The sequence below is a fragment of the Lysobacter sp. N42 genome (assembly GCF_004344885.1).
Map to the genome: position 1 here is coordinate 114,044 of NZ_SKFB01000005.1, position 15,674 is coordinate 129,717.

The 15,674-nt window shown below is 46.7% G+C and carries 10 protein-coding genes; 1 reads left to right on the forward strand and 9 read right to left on the reverse strand.

All coding sequences use genetic code 11. The features are described from left to right. The first annotated feature begins 14 nt into the window (after window positions 1-14). Window positions 15-818 carry a glutamate racemase gene (gene murI / locus EYQ95_RS11505; protein WP_111916104.1) on the forward strand — a complete coding sequence of 268 codons (804 nt, stop codon included), beginning with the start codon at window positions 15-17 and terminating at the stop codon, window positions 816-818. A 9-nt stretch (window positions 819-827) separates the two neighbouring features. Here murI and EYQ95_RS11510 read toward each other — a convergent pair whose 3' ends face one another. The 9 genes from EYQ95_RS11510 to EYQ95_RS11550 all read right to left on the reverse strand — a co-directional run bounded on the left by EYQ95_RS11510 (window position 828) and on the right by EYQ95_RS11550 (window position 15,614). Continuing rightward, the gene (locus tag EYQ95_RS11510; RefSeq protein WP_111916105.1) at window positions 828-2,375 is read right to left on the reverse strand and encodes an AMP-binding protein; all 1,548 of its coding nucleotides are present in this window, start codon (window positions 2,373-2,375) and stop codon (window positions 828-830) included. A gap of 50 nt (window positions 2,376-2,425) precedes the next feature. Then, on the reverse strand, window positions 2,426-3,241 hold the full coding sequence (locus tag EYQ95_RS11515; protein ID WP_111916106.1) for a sulfotransferase: 816 nt from the start codon (window positions 3,239-3,241) through the stop codon (window positions 2,426-2,428). Window positions 3,242-3,336: 95 nt separating this feature from the next. After that, window positions 3,337-4,056, reverse strand: coding sequence for a phosphate signaling complex protein PhoU (phoU, locus tag EYQ95_RS11520; protein WP_165831993.1), 720 nt, complete (start codon window positions 4,054-4,056; stop codon window positions 3,337-3,339). Between the two features lie 8 nt (window positions 4,057-4,064). Next, window positions 4,065-4,829 (reverse strand): phosphate ABC transporter ATP-binding protein PstB, encoded by a 765-nt coding sequence (gene pstB, locus EYQ95_RS11525; protein WP_305792177.1) that lies wholly within the window; start codon window positions 4,827-4,829, stop codon window positions 4,065-4,067. A 90-nt stretch (window positions 4,830-4,919) separates the two neighbouring features. Next, on the reverse strand, window positions 4,920-6,596 hold the full coding sequence (gene pstA / locus EYQ95_RS11530) for a phosphate ABC transporter permease PstA (protein ID WP_111916107.1): 1,677 nt from the start codon (window positions 6,594-6,596) through the stop codon (window positions 4,920-4,922). 18 nt (window positions 6,597-6,614) lie between these two features. Continuing rightward, window positions 6,615-8,720 (reverse strand): ABC transporter permease subunit, encoded by a 2,106-nt coding sequence (locus EYQ95_RS11535; protein WP_207916380.1) that lies wholly within the window; start codon window positions 8,718-8,720, stop codon window positions 6,615-6,617. 386 nt (window positions 8,721-9,106) lie between these two features. Beyond that, window positions 9,107-10,078, reverse strand: coding sequence for a PstS family phosphate ABC transporter substrate-binding protein (locus EYQ95_RS11540; protein ID WP_111916109.1), 972 nt, complete (start codon window positions 10,076-10,078; stop codon window positions 9,107-9,109). Window positions 10,079-10,227: 149 nt separating this feature from the next. After that, window positions 10,228-12,912 (reverse strand): TonB-dependent receptor domain-containing protein, encoded by a 2,685-nt coding sequence (locus tag EYQ95_RS11545; protein ID WP_207801118.1) that lies wholly within the window; start codon window positions 12,910-12,912, stop codon window positions 10,228-10,230. 17 nt (window positions 12,913-12,929) lie between these two features. Continuing rightward, window positions 12,930-15,614 carry a hypothetical protein gene (locus tag EYQ95_RS11550; RefSeq protein WP_111916110.1) on the reverse strand — a complete coding sequence of 895 codons (2,685 nt, stop codon included), beginning with the start codon at window positions 15,612-15,614 and terminating at the stop codon, window positions 12,930-12,932. Window positions 15,615-15,674: the final 60 nt, after the last annotated feature.

A 15,674-nucleotide genomic window follows, 5' to 3' on the forward strand; every position in this document is an offset into this window, starting at 1 on the left:
TTAGAGGGAGCAGCATGTCGGCTATAGGTATTTTTGACTCGGGTGTGGGTGGCCTGTCTGTATTTCAGGCTATTCGTAAGCGGCTGCCCAATGAGTCTTTGATTTACTTAGGCGACTCAGCTCGTGTTCCTTACGGCACAAAATCGGCGAAATCAGTGCGCCAATACGCTCTGCAGGCTTCTCGTAAGCTGGCAGAGCGTGACATTAAAGCGCTCGTTATCGCCTGTAATACCGCCTCGGCTGTAGCCCTACCTGCACTACAAGAAGCCTACCCCAATATTCCGGTGATCGGAGTTATTGCGCCTGGCGCTAAAGCAGCAGTTGCCGCCAGTAAGTCTCAACATATCGCCGTTATTGCCACAGAAAGCACTGTAAATGGAAAAGCCTATGAGAGCGCCATACACGCCTACAACCCTTCAACTAAGGTACAGAGTTTAGCCACGCAAATGTTAGTGGCGATGGCTGAAGAAGGTTGGACCCAAAACACATTGGCGCATCTTGCCGTGGAAGAGTATTTAGGCACGCTCTTTAGCGATACTAGCGCGCCAGATACATTGATGCTCGGCTGCACCCACTTCCCCGTGTTTCGAAATACTATCGAAAAAGTATTGGGGAACAATGTAAAGGTTGTCGATTCTGCTGAAACTACAGCTGATGCATTACATCAGTTACTCACCGACAAGCAGTTGCTCGCAAAAGAAAAGCCCGCCGTTGACCAATACCTAGTCACCGACGGGCCTGAGCGTTTCGCGAGAATAGCGAATATGTTTTTAGGCGCTCCTATTCCACTTTCTCAAGTCGAGTTAGTCGATTTATAACGCCCGTATCTACCTTAGCTCTCTACGTAAAATTTTACCCACCGTAGATTTTGGAAGCTCATCCATAATCGTAACGCTTTGTGGCACTTTGTAGTTAGTTAACTGCTCACGACAATATTCGATAAGCTCGCTCTCCGTTGTTTCACCCTTAAGCGATACAAATGCGTGAACCGACTCGCCAGTTTTATCGCTTGGCTTGCCGACAACGGCCGCTTCCAATACTGCTGGGTGTTGGCATAGCACGTCTTCAATTTCATTCGGGTAAACATTAAAACCCGAGACAATAATCATGTCTTTCAAGCGGTCTACAATTTTGATGTTGCCGTTTTCTTGCACCAAGCCCACGTCGCCTGTTTTGAACCAACCATTGATCAGCACTTTTTCGGTTTCGTCTGGACGGTTCCAGTAGCCTTTCATGACCTGCGGACCTTTCACCACAAGTTCACCGGGTTCACCTACCGCAAGCGGTTGGTTGTCTTCGTCCCAAGCCAGCACTTCAGTGTCGTCCATTGGCGTACCTACGGTGCCAATTTCTTCATGGTCAAACTCATTGAGAGTCGCAACCGGAGAGGTTTCCGAAAGGCCCCAGCCTTCAGTTACCGTGCACCCCGTGACTTCCTTCCACAGATCGGCCGCCGAATGCGTTAATGCAGCACCACCAGAAAAAGTGATTTTCAAAGAAGAGAAGTCCATAGCTCTAAACTCTGGATGCTGACATAACCCCACAAACAAAGTGTTAATGCCGGCAATACCTGTGAACTCGGTTTCTTTGATGCTCTTCACAAAGCCGTCGATGTCACGAGGGTTAGGAATAAGGTGATTGGCAATACCAATGCCGAACAAACCCAGCATGTTCACGGTAAAAGCGTAAATATGATAAAGCGGTAGCGGACAAACAAACGTGCCGCTGGTACTGCGCTCAACAATACGCGCTTTCATTTGCGCAGAGTTGCTTAACAGATTCCCATGAGTCAGCATTGCACCTTTCGCGACACCCGTTGTACCACCGGTGTATTGCAACACTGCAATATCGTCTACTTGTGCTGTATTCGCTTTTAACTCTGGTAACGCAGAGCCAGCGTCTAGAGCCTGAACAAAACCGTTTGTACCTTCAATAAGGTCGGTACTACCTTTCAATAAATCTGCCGCACCAGTAACCACTACATGTTCTATTTGAGTGTCGGCTTTCACTTGTTCTAGTTTCGGGTATAAATCACTCAGGATGACGATTGCTCTTGCGCCTGAATCATTAAACTGGTGCAGCATTTCCCGCGTGGTGTATAGCGGGTTTGTGTTAACCACCACTAATCCTGCCCGCAATGCCGCGTAGGTGGCTATTGGGTACTGAATAATATTAGGAAGTTGGATAACAATTCGGTCACCCGCTGCAAGCCCAAGCTCATGCTGGAAATAGCGAGCTAAATCTTCTGATTTTTGATCAATGTAATGATAATCGACAGACTGCCCAATGCATTGGTAAGCAACTTTATCGCCATGGGCAGAAAAACAAGACTCTAAATAGCTAGAAAGGTTATTAAACGGCTGGTCAACTGGCATGAAACTTCACTCCATAGATAAGTTATAAGACACCGTAACTGCGTCCCTTTTTATTCATCTATGAAACGTGAAAGTTCGCTATAAATCAACCTCGTTTTTTTCTGCACTTGCTCGGCTTGCTGCTCGCTAAGAATGTCTTTCCAAGTGTTTTCTTTGTGCGTTATAGCTTTAGCCACCTGCTCTTGGCGAATTTTCATATTTCGCTTCTGTTCTACTTGATCGTAGGCAGTTTCACCGGCTTCAAGTATTTCAGGTTGCCAAGGTAGGCTCAGAAACTCAAAAACGTCCTTGAGGGTGGTTTCAGGATCTTTGGTCAGCTTTTCAAACTGCACCACGTGAACTTGCTTCGGATGACTTTTAAGTAAATTCAAAACCGCTAAATTATCACGATTCCAACGGGTTATTGCATAACCTAAGCCTTTTGATTTTTTATGGGCAAAGCGTTTGTAGAGTGACGCGCAGTTGTCGAGAGGATTACGCACGGTAACCACAAATTTAGCATTCGGGAATACCGCTAAAATTCGGCTTACAGCATGAATATGCTTTGGTGTTTTTTCTAACAGCATTGAGGCTTTGAACTGCTTTAAGGCAATAAGCAGTTGGTCAAACACGGCTCTGGCTTCCTGAATTGGCGTACGCGGTTGAAATAAGCTTGTTTCTTCACCAAGCAAATAAACACCTTCTGCACGCCCTATTCTTGCTGCAGTTAGTGTTGTTCCACTATTCCCACATCCCATCACAAACACGGCTGGCATGTCGGTGCGCAAGGGTTTCCCTTTTCTAGGCAAACGAATAAATTTCGAGGCATGGCGTAACCGCGCTAACGCGTGGCGGATAGCTAAACGAACAGAAACCGATAGAGCCATGAAGACTTCCTTTTTGCGACTTATCCAATAAAAAAGCGTGCCGCTCAAATGAGCAAAGCACGCTTAGTTTATCGACTTGTCGTCAAAATCGCGAGTTATCTCACGCCTTTCACTGTGTCTTCCATCGACTCGGCAGAAACGTGACGTACGTCTTTACCGCGAACATAAAACACAATGTACTCAGCAATGTTCTGACAACGGTCGCCAATGCGCTCAAGCGAGCGCGCTGCCCAAAGCACATCCATGATTTTAGGAATACTGCGAGAGTCTTCCATCATGTATGTCATGAGCTGGCGTGTTAATGCCTCGTACTGGCGGTCTGCGTTAGCGTCTTGCTGGTGCACCGCTAAAGCAGCTTCTTGGTCCATACGTGCGAACGCATCGAGTACTTGGCGAAGCATAGAAAGCACTTGTTGACCTAAGTTTTCCAAGCTTACTAATAAGTGAGCTTGGTCTTTACTAAAGGTTTCCATGGCTACGTGGGCAATGCGCTCAGCTTCGTCACCAATGCGCTCTAGGTCTGAAATCGCCTTAATGATGGCGAGAATTAAACGCAAGTCACTCGCAGTCGGTTGACGTTTTGCAATGATTTGCGTACACGCACCGTCGATCTCAACTTCAAGCTTGTTAATTTTGCCGTCGCTTGCCAATACGCGCTCAGCAACTTCTTGGTCGCTGGTTTGAATAGCCGCAAGTGAGTCGGTCAGTTGCTTCTCAACCAAACCACCCATGGCTAAAACTTTATTCATCACCGTATCAAGTTCTTCGTTAAACTTGCCGGAAATGTGCTTACCTAAGTTAAATTTTTCCACCATTTCCTCTCTTAACCGTAGCGGCCGGTAATGTAGTCTTCAGTTTGTTTCTTCGCAGGCATCGTAAACAATGTATTTGTGTCTGCGTGCTCAATCATTTGCCCCATGTACAAGAACGCAGTGAAGTCAGAGACGCGCGCAGCCTGTTGCATGTTGTGGGTAACAATCACAATGGTGTACTTCTCTTTCAGCTCGTTGATAAGTTCTTCAATTTTAAGCGTTGAAATAGGGTCAAGTGCAGAAGCAGGTTCATCTAATAATAGTACTTCAGGCTCAATGGCGATAGCGCGCGCAATAACCAAACGTTGCTGCTGACCACCCGACAAACCAAATGCATTGTCGTTCAAACGGTCTTTCACTTCGTCCCAAAGCGCCGCACCACGAAGCGAACTTTCCACGACTTCGTCTAGTGTTCTGCGGTCGTTTACACCTTGTAAGCGCAAACCGTAAGCTACGTTCTCGTAGATCGACTTTGGAAATGGGTTTGGTTTTTGGAACACCATACCCACTTGGCGGCGAAGCTCTGCTACGTCTACTTTTGGAGCGTAGATGTTTTCGCCGTCTAAACGAATTTCACCTGTAATTGTACAACTGTCGACCAGGTCGTTCATGCGGTTAAAGCAACGTAATAACGTTGACTTACCACAACCCGAAGGACCGATGAATGCCGTTACACGATTCTCAGGTATTTCTAAGTTAATACCTTTAAGCGCTTCGTCATTACCGTACTTTAATCGCAAGTCGCGTACTTCAAGTTTAGTCTTCAGATTTTCCATTTTCTCAGCTGAACCTGCTGGGTTCATCTCAGTTTTAATCATCGGAGTTTCTTGTGCTGACATAATACTCTTCTCTTAAATTTCGAATGCTTAATCAGAATCGCTGCGGTATTTTTCACGCAAGTGATTACGAATACTAATTGCCGAAATATTCAAAATAATAATCAAGGCAACCAATGTTAATGCTGTTGCGTACACCAAAGGTCTTGCCGCTTCTACGTTCGGGCTTTGGAAGCCAACGTCGAAGATATGGAAACCTAAGTGCATAATCTTTCTTTCCAAGTGGATAAACGGGAACTCGCCGTCTATCGGTAAAGTAGGTGCTAACTTCACCACGCCCACCAACATCAATGGCGCTACTTCGCCTGCAGCTCGTGCAATAGCCAAAATAAGCCCGGTCATCATGCCAGGAGTAGCTAGCGGAACAACCACACGCCATAGTGTTTCAGACTTAGTTGCACCAAGTGCTAAAGAGCCTTGGCGAATGGTACTTGGAATGCGTGCCAAACCTTCTTCTGTAGAGACGATAACAACCGGCAATGTTAATAGCGCAAGTGTTAATGACGCCCAGAATAAGCCAGGTGTACCGAACGTTGGTGAAGGCAATGCCGCTTCATAGAAAATACGGTCAATATTTCCACCAAGGAAGTAAATAAAGAATCCAAGACCGAATACGCCAAATACGATAGAAGGCACGCCGGCAAGGTTATATACCGAGATACGTACCATTTTGGTAATAGGACCTTGCTTCGCATATTCGCGCAAATAAATTGCCGCCAACACACCAAATGGAGTCACCAGAATCGACATCACGAAAACCATGGTAATGGTGCCGAAAATAGCTGGGAATATTCCGCCCTCGGTATTTGCTTCACGCGGCTCCGCGGTAAGGAATACCCACACACGGTGGAAGTATTCACCCCACTTTTGCAGCGCATTCATGTCGTTCGGCATAGTTATCGAAACGATGTCTGCGAAGTGAATCGGTACTTCCGCACCATCAACCATTTGCATACGTAATGTATTGCGGTGCATGTCTTCGTAAAGCGCGTCTAGTTCGTTACGTAACTCTAGGTATTCAGCTTCGAGTTCAGCACGACGAACGTCTAGAGCTGCAGTAGCTTGTTCAAGTGCTTCGCCTTCCAAACCATCAAGTTGGAACTGACGTTCTTGCAGTCGTAGTGACTCAATTTCATTGTTAATACGACCGATTTCACCACGCTCGATATTGCGAATACGGTGATGGTATTCAACGCTAGTGTCTACAGCAGACTGAACAGCTTCATGGAAGTCTTCTGGGTTATCCGCTAGGGTTTGCTGCGTTTCCCCATCAATTTCTATAGCAGTTGGAAAGCCATAGAAGTTACCCCATTCACGGCGTTCAATGACATACACACCCTCGGTATATTCGAATTCACTCATACCGAATTCGAAACGCCACACAAAGTCGGTGCCAAATTGGTCGCGGTTACCTTGCTTAATAAGGTAACGCTTTACCAACTCGCGGTCTTCTGGAACTGTATTACCGGCTTCACGAGCCGCCGCAGCGGTCATACCTTCGGTGCGAACAATTTCACCCATTAAACGGCTTGTTGCACCGGTTTCAGGCTCATTGATTTCAATGATTGCCACGTCTGCAGGCCAAAAATGACTGAAACCACGCACCGCGATTAAACCCAGCAAACCTACAACCATAACCACACTTAGGGTTACAGCTCCGCCTGTTAACCAAATCCAAGGGGCTCCACTTTTAAACCAATTCTTCATAGCTATCAGTCCCCGTACTTATAAACTGCTGTAACGAGCGCGCAGGCGTTGGCGTACAACTTCCGCGATCGTGTTCAAAATAAAGGTGAAGGTGAACAATACCAAAGCGGCTAAGAACAGAATTCTGAAGTGCGAACTTCCCACCGCAGTTTCTGGCAATTCCACTGCAATATTAGCGGACAGCGTTCTCATACCTTCAAAGATATTGAAGTTCACAATTGGGCTGTTACCTGTCGCCATAAGCACGATCATGGTTTCACCAACGGCACGGCCAAAACCGATCATCAGCGCCGAGAAAATACCCGGACTAGCCGTTGGCAATACAACACCCATCATGGTTTGCCATGGGGTTGCGCCCAGTGCCAGTGAGCCCTGCGTTAAGTGCTTAGGCACGTTGAACACGGCGTCTTCGGCGATCGAGTAAATAGTTGGAATAACAGCAAAGCCCATAGCCACACCTACAACTAGAGCATTACGCTGGTCGTAGGTAATACCGTTGTCGGTTAGCCATTGGCGCATACTGCCGTCGAAGAACAACACTTCCATATATGGGCTCGCTACAACCGCGAACGTACCGAAAAGTAATACGATAGGAACAAGAAGCGCTGCTTCCCAACCTGCAGGTACTCTGTTTCTTAAGTTTTCAGGCAACGACTTCCATGCAAAAGCCATCAACAACATCATAATCGGTAAGCCGATTAACGTTGTGAACACCGCCGGAAGGTTACTTTCCATAAATGGCGCTAGCCACAAGCCTGCGAGGAAACCAAGAATTACGGTAGGCAATGCTTCCATAATTTCTATAGTTGGTTTCACCACGCCACGTAGTTTTGGCGTCATGAAATATGCGGTATAAATTGCTGCCATAATACCTAAAGGCATAGCAAACAACATTGCGAAGAACGCGGCTTTCAATGTACCAATAGACAGTGGTATTAACGAAAATTTAGATTCAAACTCGTCGCTCGCTGAAGACGACTGCCATACATATTGAGGCTCTGCACGACCTTCGTACCAAACCTTATTCCAGAGTGCTTTGAAGGAAAGTTGCGGATGCTCGTTCCAAACACTGTAATTGGTCACTAGGCCGTCACTGCCTAATGTGAAAATAGCTTTGTCTACAGGCGACATAGCCACGTGAGGTAGCGTATTTTCTGCGATTTGATCAAGGAACAAGGTTCGTGACGAAGTACCGTAGTGCAAACCTACACCACCGGTAGCGTCAGTAGCGACAAACCCTTTACGCGTATATTCCGCTGAAATCGAAGTAATTGCGCCAGCGTGCTGATCGAAGTCTCGAATTCTTTCAAGTGAGTAATTGTTGTCTTCGTCGCGCACTAAGAACCACTGGCTTAACTCACCCTCTGAAGTACCCACGATAACTGACACAGAACCCACTAAGAATTCCATGGCAGTAATGTCGTCATTGGTCACATTGACCGACTCAACCCAGCGTGCCGCATTCGGCGAGCTTAGGTCGATGTAGTGAATATGGCCATCGGTGTCGGCTACAAATAGGTTTCTAAATGACTTGTCGATAATCATCGACTTTGGTGTTCCCGGAATTCCCGGCAACTCGAAACGACTCACTTGGCTAGTTAATTGACCTGTGAATAAATTCTCACGAGTGCTTACACGCGCAGCTACAAACCGTTGGTCCGCCGTATAACCTACTGCCATCGCTTGCGCGCGACCTCGCGTAGACTCTTGCACGGTAAGCAGCTCAATTGCCGCCCCTTGTGGGTCTAACACTACTGACGAATTTCCATACGGATAGGCCACAGAAGGAGTAATTTCACGTTGGTCGTTCGGGAAATTTAGCTCGTAATCTGGTTTGGCGAACAAGACTTCACCGTTGTCTAAGCCGAAGCCAACCAGTCCACCCAAGTTTTCACCATGAGCAAAACTTGAAACATGAGCATCGGTAATGTCTGAGATTGACTCAGAATGTTCGACGGCACCAGAGAATGCGTCGAAGAACGTAATTTGACCTTGATCGGTAAACGCAACTCCCATTTCTTGGTAGCGTTCCATAATCAAGTGTTCCAAATTACCCTGCTCTGCAGCAACAGGTAGTTCGAAGCTTGCTTGTTGCTCTACGTCTGCGCCTTTCAAAATAGGCATTACTTCATAGAACAAATAAATAAAGATAAGCGCTAGCGAAAACACTACGCCGTAACCGGCGCTGGTAATGCCAACCTTTGAAACTTTGTCCTTAAACATACGGACACGGCGGCGTTTCGCGCGTAGCTCCGATGAAGGTAAACGGGACTCGTTAGGCTTTCCCGTCGCTGAGGCTACTGATTCTGTCATCGTACTCTCTCAAATAGATAACTGGATATTAGAAGGCAAGTATAGTTAAGAAATGTGACAGCTTTATTACAGTACTGTCATATTGTCATATTTATGTCACGGTACTGACACATTTCCTGCCTTTCATACTTTTGTCATGCGCCAAAAATAAAAAGAGGCACCGAGGTGCCTCAAAAAGGGACTTACACTGAACTTTATTACTCGATACCTAAGTCAGCCAGCACACGGTTAGTTAGTGAAGCTGGCAAAGGAACGTATCCGTCTCTGTATACCACGCCCTGACCTACGTTTGAGTAAACCATTTTCACGAATTCACGCATCATTGGGTCTAGTGGACGGTTCGGATGCTTGTTGATGTAGATAAACAAGTAACGAGATAGTGGGTACGCACCCGTAGCTGCGTTTTCAGCCGTAGGTTCAAAGTACTCACCACCAAGCTCAACAGCTAATGGAATAGCGCGAACACTTGAAGTTTGGTAGCCGATACCTGAGTAACCAATACCGTTGATAGACTCAGAAACACCTTGTACTACAGAAGAAGAGCCTGGCTGTTCATTGATGCTTGGCTTATAGTCACCACCAAACAATGCCATGTCTTTAAAGAAACCGTATGTACCCGAAACTGCGTTACGGCTATAAAGTGCGAAATCGCGGTTGTCCCAAGCGCCTGTTAAGCCAACTTGGCCCCAGCGATCGATATTTTCAGGGTAGCCACCACGGCGAGTTGCAGAAAAGATTGCGTCAACTTCTGGCAGGCTCAAACCTTCAATTGGGTTATCTTTATTTACGAACACCGCTACCATGTCGATAGCTACTGGCAATGCGTAAGGCGCATAACCAAATTTGTTTTCGAATGCTTCGATTTCTGACTGACGCATCTCGCGGCTCATTGGCGCAAGTGTTGCTGTACCTTCAGTCAACGCAGGAGGAGCTGTAGAAGAGCCCGCACCTTGAATTTGAATGTTCACATTTGGGTAGAATTTGTTGAACTCTTCCGCCCAAAGCGTCATTAAGTTGTTTAATGTATCTGAACCAATTGAGTTCAGGTTACCGGAAACACCAGACGCACGCTCGTAGTCGGGTAAGTTAGGGTCGATATCTGCTACTGCGGTAAAGTTGACTACGCATAATGCAACTGCCGCTGACAAAACTTTCTTGAACTGTCTCATCTGTTTTCTCCACTTGGGACTCGATTAATTCGGCAATGATCATAACGACTCACTGTGTCAGTTTTGTTACAGCTGTCATAAAAGTAGCATAAAACCCCTAGCTCATTGAAAAGCTAGAGGTTTTATTTTTACATTTTTATGAACGAAGTTTAGAAGCGGTAAGTAAAACTTGCGCTTAAACTTGTTCCAGGCTCGCGACGTTGAAGAATTTCACCTTGCTGAGTAATTTCAACTGACTCACCCAGTAGGTTCTTCGCGCCCACTTTGAACGTCATACCGTCTACAGGGTAGTAGCTATAGGTAAAGTCTACAGAGTGGAATGGTTGCTCGTAAGCATCGTCTTTCCCATCTACACCAGCGAAAGAAATACGCTCGCCAAACACGTTGTAGCTCAGCGTTGCAGAGTGTTTCTCGTTCGCAGAGTCGAAACCTAACTGGGTATTCAGTACATACTCAGAATGGCCTGACATTCTACGTGTAAGGTTAGTGATGTTTGATTCACCAAAGCTTTGAATTTCAATCTCAGAGTCGCTCAACGTAACGTTACCGGCGACGAAGAAACCTTCTAAAGCGCCTTCAAATGGTTTTACAAACTCTGTTTCTAAGCCATACACGTAACCTGTCTCAGCGTTACGGAACGACACCAGTAAGTTACCGTCTGAACCAAGCAGCTCAATCGTTTCGATTGGCGCGTCGATGTCTTTGTAGAAACCACCAACACTTAGAGAACCACCGGTATACATGTACCATTCCCAGCGCACATCAAAGTTAGTGAGCTTCGAACTAATCAGGTCCGAGTAACCAATGACTTTAAAATCCGTAAGTGGGTCGACATAAAGTACTGGAGTAACCTCACGCAAGTCTGGACGAACAACGGTTTCACTAGCACCGAATCTTAACTGCATGTCTGGGTGGAATAACCAGGTTACGGCGATACTTGGGTACAAGTCGTCGTCTAGCAATGGATAGTCAGCAATTTCACCTTGAATTTCACCTGTAGCAGGGTTCATAGGTAATGCTAATTGACGGAAGTCTTCATAACGTGCGCCAACATTTACACGCCATGTGTAGTCCCACAATGCATCTACACCAACATAGAACGCGTCTAGTTGCTGTGCTGCAATGTAGTCATCTGCCTGCGCTGTTACGTCAGAAATTCTGAAGTTGCGGTTTGGATCTTGAATATTCTCGTCCGAGAAAATATTCGAGAACGACTGCGCCAACTCTTGGTTTGAGAACCCACGGCTGTCCAACTTAAAGCGATTTACTTCCGAGTTGCGCGAACGTTGGTAATAGAAGTAGCCACCTTGCAGTTCTAATTCCCAGTTGCTCAAACTCACAGGTAAACCAAAGTCGATGCGACCATTTTCCGTGTTATCAACCATGTCACTGAACAAGTACAATGCAGCGTTGTCACTGCGGCGTAATGCTTCAGTTACGCTTCCGTCTTCACCACGGTTACGAAGGTAGCGATACTCTACTTCGCCTGGTGCATAACGACGTGCTTTAGCGTCGGTATACTGCCAGTCTATGCTCATGTCACCCAAGAAACCGAATACGTGCGAACCGCGAATTTGGTTGGCCACCAATGTGCGCTCTTCATAACGAATCGAGTAGTCTACGTTTTCACGGTTCGACTCGTTAATGGTTTCAATGGTGTCACCCACTTTCTTTTTAATTTCGTCGGCTGTGTCTAACAAATAAACCGTAGTTGTTTCCAACTTATGTTCATTGTTGTAGTTCAAGCCTACGTTGAAAATGCCTGACAACTGAGTGTTGTATTCCGTTCCGGAAATATCGTCGAACGCCACAAGCGGAGTTAACTCATTACCGGTAGTAATAGAGTAATAACGCTCTTGTTCGTTGATGTTTTTCGCGCTTTGGTCGTAACTTACAGCACTCATTAAACCCAGGCTCAAACTGTCGCTAAGTTCAAAGCGGTCACCATAACTAAAGCTTGCGCCGTAGTCTGGGTCAATCGACTGCTCAGTAACGTCCATATTACGATTAATGGCTAAGCCTAAGTCACGGTTAATCGCTTGAGCTTGCTCAAGGTTCTCAACTGTTACACCGCCAAGTGCTTGCGCGATAGAAATTGGTTCTAAAGAGCCATACTGATTCAGTGCATTCGTTAACTCAGGTGCCAAACCGCGTGTGCCGTCATCACGACCACGCCAGTCATCGTCGCCACCAGCATAAGTTAAACCATCGTCACTGTTTTCAGAGTTCATTCCTGTGCTTAGTGAGAACTCAAAGAATCTTTCCTGAGGTAAGTTCAACGTGCGGATGTTTACACCACCGCCCCCGAAAGATGCAGGTTCAGACACTGAGAAGCTCTTTTGTACCACTAAGCTTTCAATAATACTGGTTGGAAACATGTCCAAAGGTATTACATTACGGGTTGGGTCTGGACTCGGTACCATACCGCCATTTAACAAGGTACTCGAATAACGTTCACCTAAACCACGTACATAGATAAACTTATTATCGACAAGAGTAAGACCGGTAATGCGTCTTAATGCAGACGCTACGTCGGAATCACCAATTCTGCCGATAGAGACTGAGTCGAGGTAGTCTGCTACTTGCGGTTGCTCACGGCGCTCTGCAGCAACTACAGCTGCCGAACTCATTTGACGACCAGTGACTTGAATACGCTCAACACGTTGCTCGCGTAGCACTTCGTCAATCACTTGCTCTTCCGCTTCCTCCGCTGCAGCTTCCGCCTCAACGTCTGTAGTCTCAGCCCACAAGGGCTGAGACATCAGAGGGGCGGTAGCAAGAGCAATTAGGATTGATCGTGCGAGAGGTCTCAGGATCATTCTACGTTGCTTCATTTAGTTACCGCCTTTTATTAGTTAGATTCAAGACCAACAGTCCAACCTTGCGTCCAGTTGTAGTCTTCTGTAACCGCACCGATGAATGGAACGTTTACGAAGAAGTCATCATCCTGAGACACGTCGCGAGCTGTTGTATCGAAGATTGTGAAGATACCGTTTACTGCTTCAGCCATAGTTGCTGCAGTTTGGTTACCTTCTTGAGCTAAGAACCACTGTTCTGTTGTTTGCGTAGCACTTACGTCACCTTTGAAAGGTTCGTCACATGCAACTAGTGAGTGCGTCATCTCTGTCGTGAAGTCTGCAGCAAGTGCCATTGACTCGTCAGAGTTAAACTCTAAACATTCACCCATTCCTGCAGGACCAGTGATAACAAAGTTATATAGCTTCGCAGTTGTACCCGCTCTAAGAAGCACACCTTCAGAGTCCTTATCAGCAGACGTGTAGTCGTTACCGATAATGGTCATGTTCGCAACCGTTGGATTCGAGATAGGAGTAGCAGTGAAGTTACCTGACTGGTTATCAGCTTCGATACCGCGGTTCGCTTCACCGTCGTGCTTAACAAGCATGAACTGTACTTTACCGTTCCAGCCGTCAGCCCAGTCTAGTGAGTCATCACCAATTGCTGTCGTTACCATGTAACGCACGTTTGCAGAGCCACCGAAGAACTCGATACCGTCGTCTAGGTTTTGGTGAACTTGTAAGAATGACAAGCGAGTTCCTGAACCGATACCTGCGAAAGTAATACCGTTAAGTTCGTTGTCTGGTAATACTTCGTAGCCTGCGTGTTGAACACGTACAAACTTCATTTTACCTGAGTTGTCGTCTTCAATACCGCCGCCATATGGGCCAGCGTCGCCTTCAGCTTCAATTGCACAGTTTTCCGGAGCTGCTTGGTCACACTTGTTGCTTACGCCGTTACCTAGCAACACTAGTCCGCCCCATTGGCCAGAAGAAGTGTTTGCACCAATAACGTCTTGCAATGATGTCATTACGATTGGCGCGTTCGGGCGACCTTCAGCGCTAATTTTAGAACCACGTGCGATAACCAAGAAGTCAGCACCACCTTGACCGAAGATAGTTACACCTGGGTCAATGTAGAGTGTTGAGTTGTCAGCATTGTCGTTACCGATACGCACTAGACCGTCAAGTACATAGTCTGCACCTACTTGTAGGTGAACGTCTTGCGTGTAAGTACCATTCAGTTCACAGTTCAAGCGACCAGTAATACTTTGAATTTGAGTAGTACCTGATGGGCAGCTCATTGCGTCTACAGTGTTATGTAAACCGTAAGTCCAACCTTCAGTCCAGTCAGTTGTGCCGTCGAACGCACCGATGTAGTCAACTTCGTCGAACCAGTTATCTACTTGGTTCGCTACGTTTACACCAGCACCTAGCGCAGGAGAAACCGCAGAAGGCATGTAGTCACCTAGAAGTGGGTCAACAGTAGAGTTACCCTCTTGACCTAGGAACCAAGCTTCAGCGTCAAAAGTAACGTTGTCGTTCGCGTCTACAGTTGCTTTGAAAGGTTCTGAACAGCTGATGATCGAGTGTGTGAATTGCATGTCGTTCGAATTCGCATTTGCAACAGTTGCGTCGTCGTTTAACTCGAAGCACTCACCCGTTCCTGGCTCGCCTGCAATAATAACGTTGTGAAGTTCAGCGCTAGTACCACGGCGTAACAAGATACCTTCAGCATCGTCATCACCGTCCCACTCATTCGTTAGAATGGTTAGGTTAGAAATTACTGGGCGGCTGCGTGGCGTAGCATTGAAGTCTGCAGAACTATTGTCTGCCTCGATACCACGGTTAGCTTTTGCATTGTATGGGTTGTGCTTGATCAGTACGTGTTGTAAACGACCATTCCAGCCTGCGTCCCAGTCTAGAGAGTCGTCTTGGTTACCCATAAGGACAACATATTTAGCACTTACTGTACCGCCGAAAAACTCGATACCGTCGTCTAGGTTGTTGTAAACCTGAATATGTTCAACAGTAGTACCTGAACCTACACCTGCGAAGGTAATACCGTTTAATTCGTTGTCTGGCAATACTTCATAACCCGCGTAACGAACCTGCACGTAGCGTAAAACACCACTGTTGTCGTCTTCTAGGTTACCGCCGTAAGGACCAGCGTCACCTTCAGCTTCAATTGAACAAGCTGACAAATCTTCACAACGGTTACTTGGTGCGCGACCTAGCAACACTAAACCACCCCACTGGCCTGAGTCAGTACCAGTTGCTGTACCAAGTAGGTTTTGCAATGAAGTCATTACGATTGGCGAGTTTTGTGTGCCCTCTGCCATGATTTGCGAGCCACGACGAACCACTAAGAAGTCTGCACCGCTTTTACCAAATAACGTGGTGCCTGCTTCAATTGAAAGCACAGTAGAGTCAGCTTCGTCGTTACCTACTGCTACACGGCCGTCTAGCGCCCACAAAATGTCGTTCGTTAATGTCCGGTCTTGCGTTAACGTACCTGTAATTTCACAAACAGGTAGGTTCTGGCCACTGATCGCGTCGCCTTCAGTTGCCCATGAAGGGCAATCGCCTTCAACTGGTGTGCCGCCACCGCCGCCACCAGAGCCGCCGTCACCGCCTGGATTCTGTTCACCACCTGCATTAATGACGATGTCGCCACCACATGCAGAAAGCGCCAACGCCATTGCGACAGCACTAAGCTTGAATAAGTTACGAGCTAACATATTTGTAGGTCCCCGTTATTGGAAGATTATTAGTTTGCGGGAACCATTATCCAAATCGAT

Excerpts from the sequence above, each read along its gene's own strand:
- EYQ95_RS11510 (WP_111916105.1), bottom strand. The coding sequence starts at position 2,375 with ATGCCAGTTGACCAGCCGTTTAATAACCTTTCTAGCTATTTAGAGTCT.
- EYQ95_RS11535 (WP_207916380.1), bottom strand. The coding sequence starts at position 8,720 with ATGCCTATTTTGAAAGGCGCAGACGTAGAGCAACAAGCAAGCTTCGAA.
- EYQ95_RS11545 (WP_207801118.1), bottom strand. The coding sequence starts at position 12,912 with ATGAAGCAACGTAGAATGATCCTGAGACCTCTCGCACGATCAATCCTA.
- murI (WP_111916104.1), top strand. The coding sequence starts at position 15 with ATGTCGGCTATAGGTATTTTTGACTCGGGTGTGGGTGGCCTGTCTGTA.
- EYQ95_RS11540 (WP_111916109.1), bottom strand. The coding sequence starts at position 10,078 with ATGAGACAGTTCAAGAAAGTTTTGTCAGCGGCAGTTGCATTATGCGTA.
- phoU (WP_165831993.1), bottom strand. The coding sequence starts at position 4,056 with ATGGTGGAAAAATTTAACTTAGGTAAGCACATTTCCGGCAAGTTTAAC.
- EYQ95_RS11550 (WP_111916110.1), bottom strand. The coding sequence starts at position 15,614 with ATGTTAGCTCGTAACTTATTCAAGCTTAGTGCTGTCGCAATGGCGTTG.
- pstB (WP_305792177.1), bottom strand. The coding sequence starts at position 4,829 with ATGGAAAATCTGAAGACTAAACTTGAAGTACGCGACTTGCGATTAAAG.
- EYQ95_RS11515 (WP_111916106.1), bottom strand. The coding sequence starts at position 3,241 with ATGGCTCTATCGGTTTCTGTTCGTTTAGCTATCCGCCACGCGTTAGCG.
- pstA (WP_111916107.1), bottom strand. The coding sequence starts at position 6,596 with ATGAAGAATTGGTTTAAAAGTGGAGCCCCTTGGATTTGGTTAACAGGC.